Below are 19,214 nucleotides of genomic sequence, written 5' to 3'. Positions count from 1 at the left end.
GAAATCGATCAATTATCGAGGGTAAATTTCAACCGCCTTGGGTAACGCGGCCAAGCAATGGCCGCTGCGTTTCTGGATACATCAATGTCGAGTACAAACAACTGATGCCCGGCCAGGCCCTATAGGGTGCGACTTCAGCTCTCCCTCATGCCCGGAGTCATCATGACCGCACCGATTACCGTTCTTCGCGACACCCACCCGCTGCCCGTACTCGACGCCTGCAAATGGGAAAAACTCGAAGGCGACCCGCACACCGTCAACCTCAATGCCTACACCAGTGCAGACGGCAGCAAGATCATGGGCACCTGGATCTGCACGCCGGGCAAGTGGTACGTGGAATACGTGAAGTGGGAATACTGCCACTTCCAGGAAGGCTACTGCATCATCACGCCGGAAGGCATGGCGCCGATCCACCTGCGCGCCGGCGATATTTTCGTCATCGAACCGGGGATGAAAGGCACCTGGGAGGTAGTGGAAACCGTGCGCAAATATTTTGTGTTTGCCTGATACAAAAAAACCGGGGGATCACCCGACGTGATCTCCCGGTAAATATCTTTGAGTACATGCAACCCCTGTGGCAGCGAGCTTGCTCGCGATAGCGGTGGATCAATCACTGCCAATGTTGAATGTGCCGTCCCCATCGCGAGCAAACTCGCTCCCACAGCGGATCGCGTCACCTGTGGGAGCGGGCTTGCTCGCGAAGGCGCCCTTCCAGACAACACACATCCAGAGGTTGCTGTAATGCACTTCGACCTGACCGACCTGCGCCTGTACCTGAACATCCTCGACACCGGCAACATCACCGCCGGCGCCGCACGCAGTCATCTGTCCCTGGCCGCGGCCAGCGCGCGCATTCGTGCCATGGAAGCGTCGCTGGGCGTCGAGTTTCTTCAGCGCAATCGTCGCGGAGTCAGCCCGACGCCGGCCGGCAATGCCCTGGCCCGACACGCCCGGGTGCTGCTGCAACAGGCCGAACGCCTGCAACAGGAACTGGCCGAGTACGCCAAGGGTGTCAAAGGTCAGGTGCGCCTGCTGTGCAATACCACGGCGATCACCGAGTACCTGCCAGAGCTGCTCGCGGACTTCCTGCACAGCCATCCCAACCTCGACATCGACCTGCAGGAATTGCCCAGCGCCCGCATCACCCACGCCTTGCGCCAGGGTGCAGCGGACCTCGGCATCGTTTCCGACGCGGTGGACACCGATGACTTGCAGACCCAACCGTTCCGCGACGATCCGCTGGTGCTGATCATGCCCCGTGAACACTCCTTGGCGCAGGCGACGTCAGTGAGCTTCACCGACACGCTGCATCACGACTATGTCGGCCTGAATGCCAACAGCGCATTGGCGGTGTACCTGGAAGAACAGGCACTTCACACCGGCCTGCGCATGCAGGTTCGCATCCGCGCCGACGGTTTCGATGGCGTGATGCGCATGGTCGCCCGCGGGGCGGGACTGGCAATCGTACCGCTGGCCGCCGTCGAACGCGGGTCCGGTGGGCTGTCTTTCAAAAGCCTCGCCCTGCAAGAACCCTGGGGCCAACGCAAACTGTTGCTTTGTGCCCGGGACTTTGCCGCATTACCCGGCTATGCCAAGGCCCTGCTGCACGCCTTGACTCTCCCCTGAGGGGCAGACTTTATCCTTGAGGTTTCATCTTCAAGGACAGCGATGATGGGCAAACGAATACTGGTGATCCTCGGGCATCCGTCCAGCAACAGCTTCTGCGCCGCCCTTGCCGAGCGTTACACACAGTCGGCAATGCGCGCCGGGCATGAGGTGCGGCAGTTGTTTCTGGGCAGAATGGATTTTGACCCGGTGTTGCGCGAAGGCTATCAGCAGGTCCAGCTGCTTGAAGCCGACTTGGGTAACGCCCAGGCCGATATCCTGTGGGCCGAACAACTGACGCTGGTTTATCCGATCTGGTGGGGTGGCGTACCGGCCTTGCTCAAGGGCTTTTTCGACCGGGTGTTCTTGCCCGGTTTTGCCTTCAAGTATCGCCAGGGCAAAGCCTTCCCCGACAAACTCCTGCGCGGCCGAACCGCCCACCTGCTGGTGACCATGGACACACCACCCTGGTACTACCGATGGATCTACCGCATGCCCGGTTTGCATCAGGTCCGCAAAACCACGCTGGAATTCTGTGGTATCAAGCCAACCCGAACCCTCACTTTCGGGCCAATTCTCGGCGCCAGCGCAGACCGGCATGCGGCTTGGCTACGGCAAGCCGAAGCTATCGCCGGCGGTTGAGTCTGTCGATAATGCACCGAGCGTTACCCTTGGAGAAAAGGAACTTCCCATGTACATCGGCCAAGCCGCGCAACGTTCCGGAACCACTGTCAAAAGCATCCGTCACTACGAGTCGATTGGCCTGCTGCCTGCCGCTCGACGTCAGGGCAAGTACCGCATCTATGACCAGCACAGCGTCGATCTGCTGATGTTCATCAAATGTGCGCAGCAGCTGGGTTTCAGGCTCAAGGAACTGCAGTCAATCTTCGCCGGACATCCGGGCCCGCAGTTGCCTTGGGAACAGGCACATCAGGTCATCGCCAGAAAAAAACAGGAAATCGGCGCACGGATAGCAGCCCTGTCGCAACAGCACTCGCAATTGGTCGAGTTCGAGAACAGCCTGGAACAATCCAGGCTCGACTGCCCACTGACCAGCCTTTGAGAGCCGTGCGTTTCTGGACAGCTCAGTGTCGACTACAGACAACTGACCAATGGACGGGCGCTATAGGGTGCGACTTCAGTTCTTGAGCCCACTGCCCGGAGTCATCATGACCGCACCGATTACCGTTCTTCGCGACACCCACCCGTTGCCTGTGCTCGACGCCTGCAAATGGGAAAAACTCGAAGGCGACCCGCACACTGTCAACCTCAACGCCTACACCAGTGAAGACGGCAGCAAGATCATGGGCACCTGGATCTGCACGCCGGGCAAGTGGTACGTGGAATACGTGAAGTGGGAATATTGCCATTTCCAGGAAGGCTACTGCGTCATCACCCCGGAAGGCATGGCGCCGATCCACCTGCGCGCCGGCGACATTTTCGTCATCGAGCCCGGGATGAAAGGGACGTGGGAAGTGGTGGAAACCGTGCGCAAATATTTCGTGTTTGCCTGAACACCCCCGCTAAAACCACTATCGACGTTCGCAGTACCCTGCCGCAGCGAGTGGCTACCGAAGTAACTACTCGCTGTGGCACAAGCCCTCCAAAATCACCTGCGCCTGCAATCGGCCCGTCCCGAAAACGTCCTGCACGCTCATAATGCCCCCCCCCATTCGCTGCGGACCTGGCAGATCTCCCAACAAAACAAAATGGTTGCTTATTGCCATTCCGTGACCGACTGGTTTTAATCGCGAACGCAAAGCTTGCTCGTGTCGATTTCAGACACAGAGGTGACGCGATCAGAGAACTGGAGCGGCGGACAAGCCGGGTAAGGTGGCGCTGCTTTTCATCGTAATAACCACATCGCGATGATGGGTTTGACAAGAACAGCAGCGCCTGGAGGGCGCCGCTTTCAGAAAGGGCAACAGACAACCCGTGATGATCGCTGCCCCCCATCAGCACGCCTAAATGTCGTTCACCAGAGAAAAAAAATAATGATTAGCCCGAGCTCCAAGGATTCGAGTGGCCAATTGGCGCAGGGCTTCAAGCCTCGTCACGTCACCATGTTGTCTATCGCCGGGATTATCGGCGCAGGTTTATTCGTTGGCTCAGGACATGCCATTGCGGCTGCTGGCCCGGCCGTCCTGCTGGCGTATCTATTCTCTGGCCTGCTGGTCGTTCTGGTCATGCGGATGCTCGGTGAAATGGCGGTGGCCAACCCGGACACCGGCTCGTTCTCCACCTATGCCGACCAGGCAATCGGCCGTTGGGCGGGCTTCACCATCGGTTGGCTCTACTGGTGGTTCTGGGTGCTGGTGATTCCTATCGAAGCGCTGGCCGCCGGCCATGTGTTGAACCAGTGGTTTCCCCAGATCGATGCCTGGCTGTTTGCCCTGGTGTCGATCATTGCACTGGTGGTGACCAACCTGTTCAGTGTGTCCAAGTACGGCGAGTTCGAGTTCTGGTTCGCCATGGCCAAGGTCGTAGCGATCATTGGTTTTATCGCCGTAGGTTTTGCCGTGTTGATGGGCTGGGTTCCCGACCGGGAAGTCAGCGGATTGAGCGGCCTGATGGCCGAGCACGGCGGGTTTGCTCCCAACGGCCTGTCGGCGGTAGTCGGCGCCTTCATCACCATCATGTTCAGCTTCATCGGTACCGAGGCGGTCACCATCGCCGCCGCCGAATCCAACAACCCGGCACAGAACATTGCCAAGGCCACCCGTTCGGTGATCTGGCGCATCGGGGTGTTTTACCTGCTGTCGATTTTCGTGGTCATCTCCGTGGTGCCCTGGAACGATCCGCTGTTGGCCTCGGTAGGTTCCTACCAGCGCGCACTGGAAATCATGAACATTCCCCACGCCAAGTTCATGGTGGACGTGGTGGTGCTGATCGCCGTGGCCAGTTGCATGAACTCCTCGATCTACATTGCCTCGCGCATGCTGTACTCGCTGGGCCGTCGTGGCGATGCGCCGAAGGCGCTCAAGGCGACCTCCTCCGAAGGCGTGCCGCGGGCAGCAGTCATCGCCAGCACCGTGTTGGGCGCGGCGATCACCGTGTGGAGCTACTTCATGCCCGCCGGACTGTTTGACTTCCTGCTGGCCAGTTCCGGTGCGATTGCCTTGCTGGTGTACCTGGCCATTGCGGTGTCGCAGCTGCGCATGCGCCGGATGCTGCGCCGACAGAACGTCGAGCTTACCTTTCGCATGTGGCTGTTTCCATGGCTGACGTGGCTGGTGATCGCGTTCATTTGCGCAGCGCTGGCGGTGATGATGGTCACCCCTGAACACCGTACCGAAGTGAGCACAACCATTGGCCTGGCGCTGGCGATTTCCTTTATCGGCCTGGTCACATCGCGTCAACCTGCGCAATCCGCAAGGGCGACGTCAGTGGGATAACACAAGAGAGATACCTGCGAGAACCTGATACTTGCGCGTACCCGAGGCAGGGGCGTTACACGCTACCGTGCCTCGGGCCGCCATCTCTCTTCGTGAGGACATGACCACAATGTCATCGAGCTCCAGCGTGTCCGTCGGTACGACTCAATCCGTTGGTTTTCTGTTGCTGGATCAATTCACGCTGATTTCCCTGGCGTCCGCAGTAGAGCCATTGCGTATGGCCAATCAATTGTCAGGGCAAGAGCTATACCGCTGGCACACGTTCAGCCCCGGTGGCGAGCCAGTATGGGCCAGTGACGGCGTGCCGATCACCCCGGACGCCTCGTGGAACGATCCCTGGGTGACAGACACTGTGATCGTGTGCGGTGGCGTAGGTATCCAGAATGTGGTCACCCGCGAGCACATTGCCTGGCTCAAAGCCCTGGCGCGTCAATCCAGGCGGCTGGGAGGCATATGCACAGGTAGCTGGGCACTGGCCAAAGCGGGCCTGCTCGATGGCTACGAGTGCAGTGTGCATTGGGAGTTCCTGGCCGCCATGCAGGAAGCTTTCCCGCGGGTCAGCATGAGCGCGAGTCTGTTTACCCTTGACCGGAACCGGTTCACCAGCTCCGGCGGAACGGCGCCCATGGACATGATGCTGCACCTGATCGGCCGCGATCATGGCCGTGAATTGTCCGCCGCCATTTCTGAGATGTTTGTCTACGAGCGCATACGCAACGAACAGGACCATCAGCGCGTACCGCTCAAGCATGTGCTGGGCACTCATCAACCCAAGCTGCAGGAAATCGTTGCGTTGATGGAGGCCAACCTGGAGGAGCCGATCGACCTGGATGATCTGGCAGATTACGTTGATCTGTCACGTCGGCAGTTGGAGCGGCTATTCCAGAAATACCTGAACTGCACGCCGTCCCGTTACTACTTAAGGTTACGCCTCATTCGAGCGCGGCAGTTGCTCAAGCAAACGTCGATGTCGATCATTGAGTTGACGGCCGCCTGCGGTTTTGTGTCCACGCCCCACTTTTCCAAATGCTATCGCGAGTACTTCGGCGTCCCACCTAGCGACGAGCGCGCCGGCTCTGAAATGAGTCAAAAACCGGCAACGCTTACGACTGTTCAGCAGCCATCGACCAGGCCGGTGACGACGCTGGAGCAGGCGCGAAATGAGTCGACATTTGCCAGCGTCCGGATGAACGATCATTCCTGGTAACGCCCCTCACCAAGCAAAAGATCGCAGGCTGCGATCTTTTTCCGAATAAAAAACCGGGAACCCGCCCGACGCGGACTCCCGGTAAATGTTGATGCGCACATGCCTTACCTGTAAGAGCGTCGACCGGCTGCTCCTACACAGGCTTGCGATAGCTGTTGATGATCGCCGAGAAGTCGTTGCCACCCTCCCCACGCAAACTCATCGCCTGATACAACTGCTGGGCCACCGCGCCGAGCACCACCGGTTGGTGCGCCTGACGCGCCGCTTCAGTGGCCAGCCCCAGATCCTTGAGCATCAGCTCAGCCCCAAAGCCGCCGGTATAACCGCGCGACGCCGGCGCCGTTTCGACGATGCCAGGCCATGGGTTGTACATCTCCGAACTCCAGCAACGCCCGGTAGAGCTGTTGATGATGCCCGCCAACACCTTGGTGTCGATGCCCAGGGCATCGCCCAGCGCCATGGCTTCGCTGACGCCGACCATGGAAATCCCCAGCAGCAGGTTGTTGCAGATTTTAGCGATTTGTCCGGTGCCGACCTCACCACAATGGACGATGTTGCGGCCCATTTGTGCCAGTACCGGTTGCAGGGTGGCGAACAGTTCAGGGGTGGCACCGACCATGAAGGTCAGCGTCCCGGCGGCTGCGCCACCGGTCCCGCCAGAAACCGGCGCATCGGCCATGGCCACGCCCTGTTTGGCGGCGGCAGCGGCTACGTCCCGCGCGGTCTGTGGATCGATGGTGCTGCAATCCACGGCCGGTACACCTTTACCGATACCGGCGAGCACCCCGTCTTCACCCAGCCACACACTGCGCACATGTACCGCGGCGGGCAGCATGGTGATGACCAGTTCGGCGCCCTCTGCCGCTTCGCGGGCCGAAGGGCTGATACTGCCGCCCAGTTGTTCCAGCTCCGCGAGCACGGCTTTGTTCAGGTCCACCAGGCGCAGTGCATGGCCGGCCTTGATCAGGTTGCGCGCCATCGGCGCGCCCATGTTGCCCAGACCGATAAAAGCAATTTTCATGTCCGGCTCCTTAACGCAGGTTGATCGTGGTGTTCACACCGTCGTTGACGCTGTCGTCATCGAACCAGCGGCTGGTGACGGTCTTGGTCTGAGTGTAGAACTGCACCACTTGCTTGCCGTACGGACCAAGGTCGCCGAGCTTGGAACCGCGCGAACCGGTGAAGCTGAAGAACGGCACCGGCACCGGAATCGGGATGTTGATACCAACCTGGCCGACATCGATTTCAGTCTGGAATTTACGCGCCGCGGCACCGCTCTGGGTGAACAGGCCCGTGCCGTTGCCGAACGGGTTGGCGTTGACCAGGGCGATGGCCTCATCGAGGGTGTCGACTTCCAGTACCACCAGCACCGGGCCGAAGATTTCCTGGGTGTAGATCTGCATGTCGGGGGTCACGCCGGAGAACAGAGTCGGGCCGACAAAGTTGCCCTTCTCGTAACCGGGAACCGAGATTTCGCGACCGTCCAGCTCCAGTTTGGCGCCTTCCTTGATGCCGCTTTCGATCAGATCGAGAATCCGCGCCTTGGCTTTTTTCGAGATCACCGGACCGACATCAGTGCCCGGCTCGCTGCCGGCATTGACCTTGAGTTTTTGCGCCAGTGCCTTGAGATCCGGCAGCCATTGCTTGGCCGCGCCTACCAGCACCACCACAGAAGTGGCCATGCAACGTTGACCGGCGGCACCGAAGCCGGCACCCACCAGCGCATTCAGCGCTTGCTCGCGATTGGCGTCCGGCAGCACCACCGCATGGTTCTTGGCGCCCATCATCGATTGCACACGCTTGCCGTGTTTGCCCGCCAGGTCATAGACGTGAGTACCGACGGCAGTCGAGCCGACGAAGGAAACTGCCTTGATGTCTTTATGGGTGCAGAGCCCGTCCACCACATCCTTGCCGCCATGCACGACGTTGAGCACGCCAGCCGGAATACCCGCCTCAATCGCCAGCTCTACCAGGAGCATGGTCGACATCGGGTCCTGTTCCGACGGCTTGAGTACGAAGGTGTTGCCGCAGGCGATGGCCATCGGGAACATCCACAGCGGAATCATCGCCGGGAAGTTGAACGGGGTGATGCCGGCGCACACGCCGATGGGCTGGCGCAGGGTATAGGTGTCGACACCGCCAGCGACGTTTTCAGCGAATTCGCCCATTTGCAGGCTGCCGATGGAGCAGGCGTGCTCGACCACTTCCAGGCCACGGAAAATATCGCCTTCGGCGTCGGCAATGGTCTTGCCCTGCTCGGCGCTCAGGACCACGGCGATGCGCTTGGAATGTTCGCGGATTAGCGCCTGGAGCTTGAGCATGATGCGCATCCGCGCGCCGATTGGCGTCAGCTTCCAGGTCTGGAAAGCACGATGAGCGGCGCTGATGGCAGCATCGACTTCTTCGGCGGTGGCAAACGGCACTTTGGCCAGCACTTGCTGGGTCGCCGGGTTTACGATGTCGTGCCATTCGGTGGATTTGGACTCGACCCACTGGCCGTCGATCAACAGTTTGACCTTTTGCACGGTGGTGTCATTGGGCGTGAGCGATACGTTCATGTGGGTCTCCAGAATTTGTTTTTATCTTAGGAGCCAAGGCGAGATAGTCGCCCTGAATTGAGGCGTGTGTCGCGAATTGGTTATCGGACTGTTTTTGGAGTATAGATGTGCAAACTTCTAATAAGAACGCACATAAAAACCGGTCCAACATGCAAAAAAACATCACCTCCCTCGGCTCACTGAACTGGGATGACCTCAAGTTTTTCCTTGAGGTCGCCCGCACACGCAAGGCCAGCACCGCGGCCAAACGCCTGGCGGTGGACTACACCACGGTGTCGCGGCGCATCAGTTCCCTGGAAACGGCATTGGGCACATTGCTGTTCGAGAAATCCCGGACCAACGGCTTTGTCCTGACCGCCGAAGGCCAGCGGTTGATGGGGTATGCCGAATCGATCGAAAGCACCTTGCACATGGCGTGCGAGCAGGTTTCCGGATCCGGCGTGGCGCTGTCCGGTCATGTGCGCATGGGCTGCACCGAAGGCTTCGGCAGCTTTTTCATCACGCCGCAGTTGAGCCACTTCGTCGACACCTACCCGGCGATCTCGGTAGACATCCTGCCGCTGCCGCACTTCATCAGCCTGTCCAAGCGCGAGGCCGACATCGTCATCGCCCTGGAGCGTCCCGAGCATGGCCCGTACGTCTGCTGCAAGCTGTGCGACTACCGGTTACAGCTGTACGCGACCCAGGATTATCTGGACAACCACCCGCCGATCCGCCGCCCGGCAGACTTGGCGAAACATTCGTTTATCAGTTACGTCGACGACCTGGCGTTCAGCTCGGAGCTGCTGTACCTGGCCAACGTGCTACCGGGCGCCAGTGCCAATCTGCGCAGCACCAGCGTGATCGCGCAGTTCGTGGCGGCGCAGCAGGGGCGTTCACTGGCCATCCTGCCGTGCTTCCTCGCCACTCAGGACCCTCGCCTGCTGCCGGTGTTGCCGCAGGAAATCAATATCACTCGACAATTCTGGATGTACTGCCGGGAGGACCTGCGCAAGCTCAAGCGGATCACCCTGTTGTGGGATTACATCCGCGCAGTCACCGAACAGAATCAGGGCCTGTTGATGGGGGACAGCCGGGAGATGCTGTTTGCCGATTAGTCGGTGCCGAGCTCCAGCATCAGCCCGCTCAAGCGCTTGACCCTGCGTTTCACCGCCTCTTCAAACACGCCTGCACGCGACTCGATCAAGGTGAACCAGTTCTTGGCCCGGGTGATCCCGGTGTAGATCAGTTCCTTGGTCAGCACGGGATTCAAGGCATCAGGAAGAATCAACGCAGTATGCGCAAACTCCGAGCCCTGGGATTTATGCACGGTCATGGCGTACACGGTTTCGACATCATTAAGGCGACTTGGCAGAACAAACCGCACGCCACCCTGGCCATCATTCCTGGGGAATGCCACACGCAGGACCATTTTTCCAGTCTCGTGACCTTCCCGTTCCGGAAGCTTTAGGGCAATGCCGATATCGCCGTTCATCAACCCCAGCCCGTAATCGTTGCGGGTCATCAGGACAGGGCGACCTTCGTACCACTGCTGGTCGCTGTCGATCAGGCGTGCCCTTAGCAACGCGTCCGTCACTCGCTGGTTCAAGCCCTCAACACCCCACGGCCCCTTGCGCACGGCACATAACAACTGGAACGCGTCGAAAGCCTGCAGCACTTGTCGAGCCCAATCAACCCAGCACAAATCATCAGGAGGGCTGTCGAGCGGCGGCCGCTGATGGCGCAGTACGCTGAGGTAATGTCGATAACCCTGCGGACCCTCACCATGACCATCGAGAAGCAAGCGTTCCAGCGCCCGATCCTTCTCCCCCTTGAGGGACAAGGAATACACATCCTCATGGCTTCGCGCAGACAACAGCTTGCGTGCTTCCTCGGGCTGCTGCTGGTTGACCCATCGAGCGAGTTGACCAATACCGCTGCCCTCACCGAATCGCCGGGAATGGCGCAACATCACAACTTGCTGGGCCAATGGATGAGCGCCCTGTGCGTCCTCCTGCAATCCGCTGGCTTGCAGGTTTTCGCCACTGACGGCTTCCAGCCACTCGCGTGTCTGTGGGCTATACCAGCCAGCCTCTGCGTCGCGGCACAGATCCCCCAATACCGCACCGGCCTCTACCGAAGCCAATTGATCCTTGTCACCCAACAGCACGAGACGCGCGTGGGCCGGCAATGCATCGAGCAGGTTGGCCATCATTTCCAGGTCGATCATCGAGGCCTCGTCCACCACCAACACATCCAGCGGCAGGCGATTGCCTGCATGGTGCCGAAAATGACGAGTCCCGGGCCGGCTGCCGAGCAGGCGGTGAACGGTGGTGACGTCGGACGGGATCTTTTCTCGTATGTCTTCCGTGACCTTCAAGGTCCGGACCTGCTGGCTGATGGATTCTGTCAGACGCGCCGCGGCCTTGCCGGTAGGTGCGGCGAGGCGAATGCGCAGGGGCATGCCGGCCTCGACCGCTGGCGCCTGGAGCAACGCCAGCAAGCGCACGACGGTCGTGGTCTTGCCGGTTCCCGGTCCCCCCGTAACGATGCTGAAGGCGCTGCGGGTCGCCAGGGCACAGGCCAGTTTCTGCCAGTCGATCACTTCACCGGACCGGGCAGGACCAAACAAACCGGTGAGGCGCTGGAGCAAGTCGTTCGGCGTGGATTCGTGTTCTGTCAGTCGCTCGCGTAGCGAAATGTCGATCCGTCGCTCGTAGGTCCAATAGCGGCGCAGGTACAAGCGCTTGCCCGATAAAACCAAAGGTCGGTCGCGCACGTTGTCACGGCTGTCAGCGGCCAGTGCGACCAGGGTGCTGGCGGCCAGCACCTTGCACCAATGAGCACCGTCCAGCGATCCGAGCAATTGCGACGGCAACAGCAGCGCGCCGCCTTGCACGTCCCCTTCGGGTGGTAATGACAGGGCGAAGTCCGGTTCTTTCAGCGTCTCGAACAGATCGAGACAGACATGCCCGTGGCCCAACTGGTGGCTGGTCAGCGCCGCTGCCAGCAACACCAGCGGATCGTCATTCGGAGCCAGCTCATGCAGGAACGCAACAAAGGCTTTGTCCAGCGCTCGCAACCAGCCGCGTTCGACCCAACGCGTGAGCAATAACAGCAAATCGTCGGCACGGCTCAGCGGCGCCAGATCGGCCAGGCTTTCGGCTGCCAGCGATGAGGGCAACAAATCGGCGAATGTACGACTCATAACAGAACTCCCTGTTCCCAGGCAGGTTCAGCCTTGGGCTCTGGCTTGCCTTGGAACAACCTGTCCAGACGCTCGATCAACTCTCTTGGCGGACGGGCAAAAAACACACCCTGGCTGGCCGCACGCGTACCACGCAAAAACAGGTACAACGCCCCGCCGACATGCCGGTCGTAGTCGTAATCAGCGAGCCGCGCCTTGAGCTGGCGATGCAGGGCCAACAGGTACAACACGTATTGCAGGTCATAGCGATTGTCGAGAATCGATTGTTCCATGGCCTGCCCGGTATAGGCGGCATCATCGACGCCGAGCCAGTTGGATTTGTAGTCGGCAACGTAATAGCGGCCGTTGTGCTCGAACACAAGGTCGATGAAGCCCTTGAACATGCCGTTGAGCAACACCGGTTCTGCGGCCACCCGTGCCAAGCCGTTATGGGTGTATTGGCACACTAGCGCATCGAGTTTGAGCACATCGACCTTATGGCTGGCGAACCAGAACTCCATCTCGACCTGGTACCGGGTCAGTTGCCCGAACACTACCGGAGCCTGACCGGCGCCCAGATGCAATGGCAACGTGAGCAGATGCTGCAGCCAGTCATTCAACGTGGTGATCCAGCCCTCCCAGCCTCTGCGATTGCAACGACGGGCAATGGCGTCTTTCACAACTTGTGGTGCCGCACCAAACCCCTCGCCCCCTGCCCATTCGAGCAGACCATGGAGGAAAGTGCCGGGGTTCGGACCCCGCGGGAAGCGATGGATATCGGCGCCACCAGCAACCACTTCTCTGGGCGACTGCGGATCGAGTCGTTCGTCATCGAACAGTTTTTGCGCCTGCGGGCTCTCCGGGGCCTCATCCGTACCGACACTCAGGGTGTCGCCAATGCGCAACGCGCTGTAGGACGCGATCCACCAGTTTTCACTGGCCTTGCGTTTCGGCACCAGCGGAACCAACAGCGCCGCTTCGTTTTGTGGTGGCTGGTAATGCTCTGTTGTCGCTTCAGGCATCTCGGCACACGCCAGCGCCGGGCAGTCCTGCTGCAGATCCCGCAACCAAAGCTGCAACGCCGAGGGCTCGGCCAATGGCGCACCGCCCCCCAGCAGATAACCCAATGCCGATAGATGCAGTACCGAGCCATTGTTATTGCCGCGCTTGAGGTCAGCCACCCCCAGCCAGCAGGCGTGTTGCGCCCGGGTCAGGGCGACATAGAGCAAGCGCAAATCCTCGGCCAGACGCTCATCGTCAGCCAGGGCAATCAATTCTGCCGTCGGCTTCAACGTGACCTGGGCATTGCCCGATTCATCGTGGTAGTGCAACGGCAGCCGGCTGCCATCCACCGGTTTCGCCGAACAAATGAACGGCAGGAACACCAACGGATACTCAAGGCCTTTGGATTTGTGAATGGTCACGACCTTGACCAATTGCTCATCACTTTCCAGACGCAGGATCTGTTCTTCGCCAGCCTGACCGGACAACGCCAGATGCTCGGACAAATGCCGGATCAGTGCTTGCTCGCCATCGAGTTCAGCCGCCGCCTGTTGCAGCAACTCGGACAAGTGCAGCAGATTCGTCAACACCCGCTCGCCGTCACTGCGTGCAATCAATGCCTGGGGCAGACGGAAGTCGTGCAGCAAGCGTCGCAACATCGGCAGTACGCCCTGCTTGCGCCAGACTTCGCGATAGCCCCGGAACTGCATGACCCGGGATTCCCAGGCCAACTCGTCCTGATTCAGCCGCTCCAGCTCAGTCAACGAAAGGTTCAACGTGATGCAGGCCAACGCGGCCCGCAGCGGTCGCTCGACATCCGGCTCGGCGCAGGCCTTGAGCCAGGTCAGTACGTCATGAGCTTCCTGAGCGGCGAACACCGAGTCCTTGTCCGACAGGTAAACACTGCACACGCCACGGGCGGATAATTCGGAACGAACCGCCTGTGCTTCCTTGCCATCGCGTACCAGGATAGCGATGTCCGCCGGCAGCAGGCCCCTGAAGTCCTTGTCGTCCTGGGTGAACCCCGCTCGCCCCTGTTGTCCGCCATTGAGTAACGCGGTGATTTCACTGGCGCAGGCAGCCGCCAGATGCTGCCGGTACACCGCACCGGACAACGGTTGTTCGGCCGGCAAGTGCCAGATGTTCAAGGCAGGAACTGCCTGATCATTTATGCACAGGACTTCTTTGCGGCCCTGGGAGACAACGGGCATGAACGGAACCGGGTTTTCGCCATCTTTTTCCCGGAAGAGGAAAGCACCACGCCCTGACTCACGGGCTTCGGCACGTTCGAACACATGGTTCACCGCGTTGACCATGCCATGGCTTGAGCGGAAGTTGGTGCCCAGGGTGTGCAGGCGGCCAGTTGTGGCCTGACGGGCGCGAAGGTAGGTATGGATGTCGGCGCCACGAAAAGCGTAGATCGCCTGCTTCGGGTCACCGATCAGGAACAGACCGCACTCGGGGCTGTTCTCTTCAATCCGGTAGATACTCTCGAAGATCCGGTACTGCACCGGGTCGGTATCCTGGAACTCATCGATCAGTGCGACCGGAAACTGTTCACGAATCAGGGTTGCCAGTCGCTCGCCGCCATCGGACTGCAAGGCAGCATCAAGGCGTAGCAGCATGTCGTCGAAGCCCATTTCCGCCCGGCGGCGTTTCTCTTCCTCGAATCGTGCCCCGACCCAGCGGGCAGCATGTTGCAGTACGGCGGCATCGGGCGTTGGCAACCCATCGAGACAGGCCTTAAGGCCGGCCATCGCATCGAGCCCTGGATGTCGAGGCGCGTCGCCCTTCCAGGCTTCGGCCATGCCATCAGGGGTCAGGCGCGTGAAACCGGTGCCGATATCCAGTTGCTCAAGGGACTCGTCTTCGGCCCAGGCTTTGATTTTTTCGAACCAGGGCTCGAAATAGCGTGCCTGCATCTTGCGACCGTCGACGCTCTTGCTGGCAACGCCCTGATGACAGATGACAAGCAACTCATCTGCCCACTGGAGCCAGGGCTTCTTGAGTTCGATCAGGGCCGCCCGCCGCTCTTGCAAGCATTGTGAAATCACTTCGGCGGGCTCTTTCCCTTGAAGCGTATCCCGCTCACTGGCGAACAACGCACGAATCTGCGGCAGCAGCGCCGCCGGCCCGCCCCAATTGCTGCGCACCCAATTCAGCGCATCACCTTGCATCGGGTAACAGAACAGCCGCCAGTAATCGCGCAGGACTTCCCCCAGCAAGTCGCTGTGGTCGGTTTCCAGGGTCTGGGTAAACAGGCTGCCGCTGTCGAATGCGTGCTCGCGCAACATGCGCTGGCACCAACTGTGGATAGTCGACACCGCTGCCTCGTCCATCCATTGGGCGGCGATGTCCAGACGGTTTGCGCACCCCGGCCATTGCTCGGGCAGGTACTGATCACGCAGCTCGGCAATCAGGCTGTCGGGGGCCGATGTTTCATCGCGGAAAAATCGTGCAGCCTCGGCGAGCCGCGTGCGAATGCGTTCGCGCAACTCTTTAGTGGCTGCATCGGTGAACGTCACGACGAGGATTTGCGGCGGCAACAGCTCTCGCCCGAACCCCGAGCCCTCGTCACCGTGGCCAAGGACCAGACGCAGATACAGCGCGGAAATGGTGAATGTCTTGCCAGTTCCGGCGCTGGCTTCGATCAGTTGACTGCCACGCAACGGGAAAGCCAGGGCCAGAGGCGTCTTCTTGCTCATCAGCGCGCCTCCTCACTGGACAGTGAACGCCAGGGTGCTTCAAGAAGCGGGCGATAGAGGGCGTCACACCATTGGGGGAACGTCTCATCGGCGATCAAGGCTTCGTAATCGGCGAATTGGCGGGCGAGTGCTGGGCTTTCACGACGCTCTCCATCCGTCGTCAGTCCATCACCTTCATAGGCCTTGCGCGCAGCGGCCCCGGCTTTGACCGGGTCGGTTTGCCCCAGCCACGCGAAGGCTGTCTTGACCGCGATCGGCAGTGGCTGGCGCATGCCCGAGTGCCAGGCCATCAGCAGATCGCCCAGAATTTTCTGTGCTTCAGCCCTGTCCAGCGGACCGAGCAACAGGCTGTCGTCGCTGGCCACCAATGCGGTGGTCAGCGCCATTCCACAGGCACAAGCCACCAGATGATTGACCCACGGGCGTGTCAGACGATGCCATTTGCGCGACTTGATCGAGCCGATACTGTTGGGGATCGTAGTGATGGACAGCAAACCACCATCAGCGCGCTGATGCAGGCCGCTGAGCCAGCCCTCAATGTGCAGGCCTTGCAGTTCAAGATTGACTGGCAATGCGCTGCCAAGCGGTGTTGGCCACAATGCCAGTAGCTGTTGATGACGTTGCAGCAAGTCAGGCAATGGCTCGATTAACTCGCGTTGCAAGCACTCACCGAATCCGGCCATGGGCAGCAGCCCGCTGTTTTGCAGACGTTTCGCCTGAGACTCCAGTGCCTGCCCGGTATTTCCCGGGTCTGCCAGCGCCGCTTCAAGCAAACGGTCGCTGAGGCTGTAACGCTGCAATGCATCAAGGACAAAAGGCTCTTCATCGGCCAACGGTACTTCAGCCGCCTCGAAGAAGACCTTCAGCCGCTGGCTGAAAAAGTGCCGTACCGGATTGCGCAGGAAATCCTGCAGTTGCCCAAGACTGAGTGGTTCGACCTGAACGTGAGCCTCAAGCACTTCGGCTCTTGTCTGTTGCTCTGTTGCTTGATGAAGGACCTGCCATTCGGTGGCGTAGCTGAACGACTCATCCCCTTCGTGAAAGTAGCGAGCGCTGAAGGGTTGCAACGGGTGCTCCCGGGTCATGGCCTCAAGCAGATCCTTGTCGCTTTGCGACAATCGCCAACCGCTGGCCAAGTGGTCACGCAACTGGCCGATCAACACTGACGCAGGTCTCTTGCTATTGTCGCGGATGCTCCGGCCCACCCAACTGATATAGAGCTGGTCCCGTGCCGACAACAAGGCCTCCAATAACAGGTAGCGGTCATCTTCGCGCCGGGAGCGGTCACCTGGACGGTAATCACTGCCCATGAGATCGAAATCCAGCGGCGGCTGCGCGCGCGGATAATCGCCGTCATTCATGCCCAGCAGGCAGACCAGTTTGAACGGGATAGCGCGCATGGGCATCAAGGTGCAGAAGTTGACCGCACCGGCCAGAAAGCGTTGGGACAAACGCCCCTGATCCAGACCTGCAAGCCAGGCTTCGCGGACGACGGTCAGTGGCAACTCGTCCTGCAACCCGACGGACTCGCAGGTCTCGAGCCAGGTTTCACGCAGCTCTTCGAGCTGAGCCAGCAGGTAGTCATCGTGTTCGTTACCGGCAAGGAAGAACAACTGCACCAAAGCCTGCAAGCGCAAGCCCCATTGCCCCGGTGGTGCAGGCTGAGAGAGTTCGTGGTGAGCCACCTCCAGCGCGTCCAGCAACGCAACCAACGGACCAATGAGCGCGGCGTCCAGACCACCGATTTCGTCGTAGGGCTCGATACCCTCATAAGCATCGGCGCTGCCAACGGCATAACCGAGCAACATCCGTCGCAGCCCGAAACGCCAGCTGTTTTGCTCCAGTTCATGTGGTAGCCCGAGCCCGGCACGTTGCTCGGCATTCATGCCCCAGCGAATGCCGGCACCTTCGATCCAGCGGTGCAACGTCGGTAAGTCACGCTCCTCGACGCCAAAGCGAGCACGCAGTGCCGGAACGTCCAGCAGATCGAGAATCTCACTGACGGGGAATCGGCTGTCAGGCAGCTTGAGCAGGTGCTCGACAGCAATCAGCAATGGATCGCGACCACGCTGGCCCTGGTCGGCCAGAGTAAATGGAATGAAGCGTGGATCCTGGCGGTCAAGCTGACCAAATACGGCACGAATATGCGGTGCGTAACTGTCGATGTCCGGAACCATCACGATGATGTCCCGGGGCCGCAATTGCGGGTCGGCGCTGAAGCGCGCGAGTAATTGATCGTGGAGGATCTCCACTTCTCGCTGGGCGCTATGAGCGATGTGAAAACGGATCGATCCGTCCTTCTGCAGATCGATAGCCGGCCAACGCTCCCGAGTCTCGTTGAGGGGGCGCAACTCGAGGATGTCATCCTGCAACTGGTTGAGCACGTTCAGCGGCTGACCGTCGCTGAACAGGTCGATGCGTCCGTCTCGGAATGCTGATCGATAGCTATTTGGATCGTCATAACTGTCAAGCAGGTTGATATAGTCCCGCCCCTGTTTACCCCATGCGGCCAGCAATGGGTGGGCATGCTGATGGAGGGTTTGCGGATCGATCACTACCGGCGTGCCGTTTTTGCGGGCTTGACGCTTATATTGATGCCGCAACAGGTCTTTATCGGCGACGATGTCCGCCCAATGATGACGACACGGGTTGTGTACGCAGAGCAGGACCTGACTGAATCGTGCCAATCCCGCCAGTGCCTCCAGGGCTTGAGCAGGCAGGGAAGAAATCCCGAAAACGATCACTCGTGAGGGTAATCCTTTAGGGACGGTTTCGATATTGTTGATGCGTTCGATAAATCGCTGATGGACTCCGGCACGGCTTTGCGCCATGCCCTCTTCTCCCACATCCAGCAAGAGTGCGCGCCATAATTCTGCCTGCCAGCAATTGGCCGGACTGAGAGGCTTGGCCTCGCCTCTGCCGCTTCTGATTTGATGACGTCCTTCGGCCCAGTCTTCGAGCCAGTCAGCCCGGTACACCTGGTACTGGTCGAACAGATCCGCCAGACGTTCCGACAGTTGATAGCGTTTGCGCAGGTCGGTGTCATGGGTCAGGAAACGCTGCAGTGGCTCGAAGTGCGGCTGGTTGATCAATTGCGGAAGCAGCCGCATCAGACGCCAGGTCAGCGGGGCTTTATCAAGCAGGGACTTGACCGGAATTTCGTCACGACCAAGGACCGTGCGATAAAGCTGCCACATGAAACTGCCGGGTAATTGGACATCGATGGCGGCAGCGATGCCACAGCCTCCCATGTCGTCGTCCTCGGAGTCTTCCGCCAGTGCCAGCTTCAACCATTGGGCGATGCCATTGCTTTGCACCAAGGCGATTTCATTCTCCAGGGGAGCCAGCGGGTAGCGCCGCATCCAGCTGACCACCAGGCTGCGCAACTCGTCCAGGCGGTTGCCGTGAACCACCATAAAACCAGCACTGAGGGACGTCGCGTCCGGCATAAAGGCTTCCTTGGAAAATACAAACGCTAGGGCCAAACCTTAGCATTGTCGGGAGACTGTGACAGCGTGGACCTGTCCGGTATTGCTGTACGAACTTTCTTGCAGGCAAAAACAAAACCCCAACTGC

13 protein-coding genes are annotated in these 19,214 nt (G+C 59.9%); 8 read left to right on the top strand and 5 right to left on the bottom strand.

The genetic code is table 11. The annotated features are described in order from the left end of the window. The first annotated feature begins 162 nt into the window (after nt 1–162). From PMI28_RS09710 to PMI28_RS09740, 7 genes are all read left to right on the top strand, one after another. Nucleotides 163–507, top strand: coding sequence for a cupin domain-containing protein (locus PMI28_RS09710; protein WP_007988991.1), 345 nt, complete (start codon nt 163–165; stop codon nt 505–507). A gap of 234 nt (nt 508–741) precedes the next feature. Then, nucleotides 742–1,626 (top strand): LysR family transcriptional regulator, encoded by an 885-nt coding sequence (locus PMI28_RS09715; protein WP_007988989.1) that lies wholly within the window; start codon nt 742–744, stop codon nt 1,624–1,626. Nucleotides 1,627–1,668: 42 nt separating this feature from the next. Continuing rightward, on the top strand, nt 1,669–2,247 hold the full coding sequence (locus tag PMI28_RS09720) for an NAD(P)H-dependent oxidoreductase (RefSeq protein ID WP_007988987.1): 579 nt from the start codon (nt 1,669–1,671) through the stop codon (nt 2,245–2,247). Nucleotides 2,248–2,296: 49 nt separating this feature from the next. After that, nucleotides 2,297–2,668, top strand: coding sequence for a MerR family transcriptional regulator (locus tag PMI28_RS09725; RefSeq protein ID WP_007988986.1), 372 nt, complete (start codon nt 2,297–2,299; stop codon nt 2,666–2,668). Nucleotides 2,669–2,774: 106 nt separating this feature from the next. Then, entirely contained in the window at nt 2,775–3,119 is a 345-nt protein-coding gene (locus PMI28_RS09730) for a cupin domain-containing protein (protein ID WP_007988984.1), read from the top strand. Nucleotides 3,120–3,599: 480 nt separating this feature from the next. Continuing rightward, on the top strand, nt 3,600–5,000 hold the full coding sequence (gene gabP, locus PMI28_RS09735) for a GABA permease (RefSeq protein WP_007988979.1): 1,401 nt from the start codon (nt 3,600–3,602) through the stop codon (nt 4,998–5,000). A gap of 109 nt (nt 5,001–5,109) precedes the next feature. After that, entirely contained in the window at nt 5,110–6,207 is a 1,098-nt protein-coding gene (locus PMI28_RS09740) for a GlxA family transcriptional regulator (protein WP_007988976.1), read from the top strand. 133 nt (nt 6,208–6,340) lie between these two features. Here the strand turns inward: PMI28_RS09740 and mmsB are convergent, their stop codons facing one another. Next, nucleotides 6,341–7,228 carry a 3-hydroxyisobutyrate dehydrogenase gene (mmsB, locus tag PMI28_RS09745; RefSeq protein WP_007988974.1) on the bottom strand — a complete coding sequence of 296 codons (888 nt, stop codon included), beginning with the start codon at nt 7,226–7,228 and terminating at the stop codon, nt 6,341–6,343. Nucleotides 7,229–7,238: 10 nt separating this feature from the next. After that, complete coding sequence (locus PMI28_RS09750) at nt 7,239–8,765, bottom strand: CoA-acylating methylmalonate-semialdehyde dehydrogenase (protein WP_007988972.1); 1,527 nt, start codon at nt 8,763–8,765, stop codon at nt 7,239–7,241. A gap of 149 nt (nt 8,766–8,914) precedes the next feature. On the opposite strand from PMI28_RS09750, the gene PMI28_RS09755 reads away from it, so the two are divergent. Continuing rightward, nucleotides 8,915–9,862, top strand: coding sequence for a LysR family transcriptional regulator (locus tag PMI28_RS09755; protein WP_033063487.1), 948 nt, complete (start codon nt 8,915–8,917; stop codon nt 9,860–9,862). Here the strand turns inward: PMI28_RS09755 and recD are convergent. The 3 genes from recD to recC are packed head-to-tail and all read right to left on the bottom strand — an operon-like array spanning nt 9,859 to nt 19,087. Continuing rightward, nucleotides 9,859–11,952, bottom strand: coding sequence for an exodeoxyribonuclease V subunit alpha (recD, locus tag PMI28_RS09760; protein ID WP_007988969.1), 2,094 nt, complete (start codon nt 11,950–11,952; stop codon nt 9,859–9,861). The genes PMI28_RS09755 and recD overlap by 4 nt on opposite strands. After that, nucleotides 11,949–15,638, bottom strand: coding sequence for an exodeoxyribonuclease V subunit beta (gene recB / locus PMI28_RS09765; protein WP_007988968.1), 3,690 nt, complete (start codon nt 15,636–15,638; stop codon nt 11,949–11,951). The genes recD and recB overlap by 4 nt, the downstream gene beginning before the upstream one ends. Then, nucleotides 15,638–19,087, bottom strand: coding sequence for an exodeoxyribonuclease V subunit gamma (recC, locus tag PMI28_RS09770; protein WP_007988967.1), 3,450 nt, complete (start codon nt 19,085–19,087; stop codon nt 15,638–15,640). The genes recB and recC overlap by 1 nt, the downstream gene beginning before the upstream one ends. Nucleotides 19,088–19,214: the final 127 nt, after the last annotated feature.

Origin of the sequence: Pseudomonas sp. GM48 (assembly GCF_000282335.1) — a bacterium.
GTDB lineage: Bacteria > Pseudomonadota > Gammaproteobacteria > Pseudomonadales > Pseudomonadaceae > Aquipseudomonas.
This window is presented reverse-complemented; position numbering and strand designations above follow the sequence as displayed.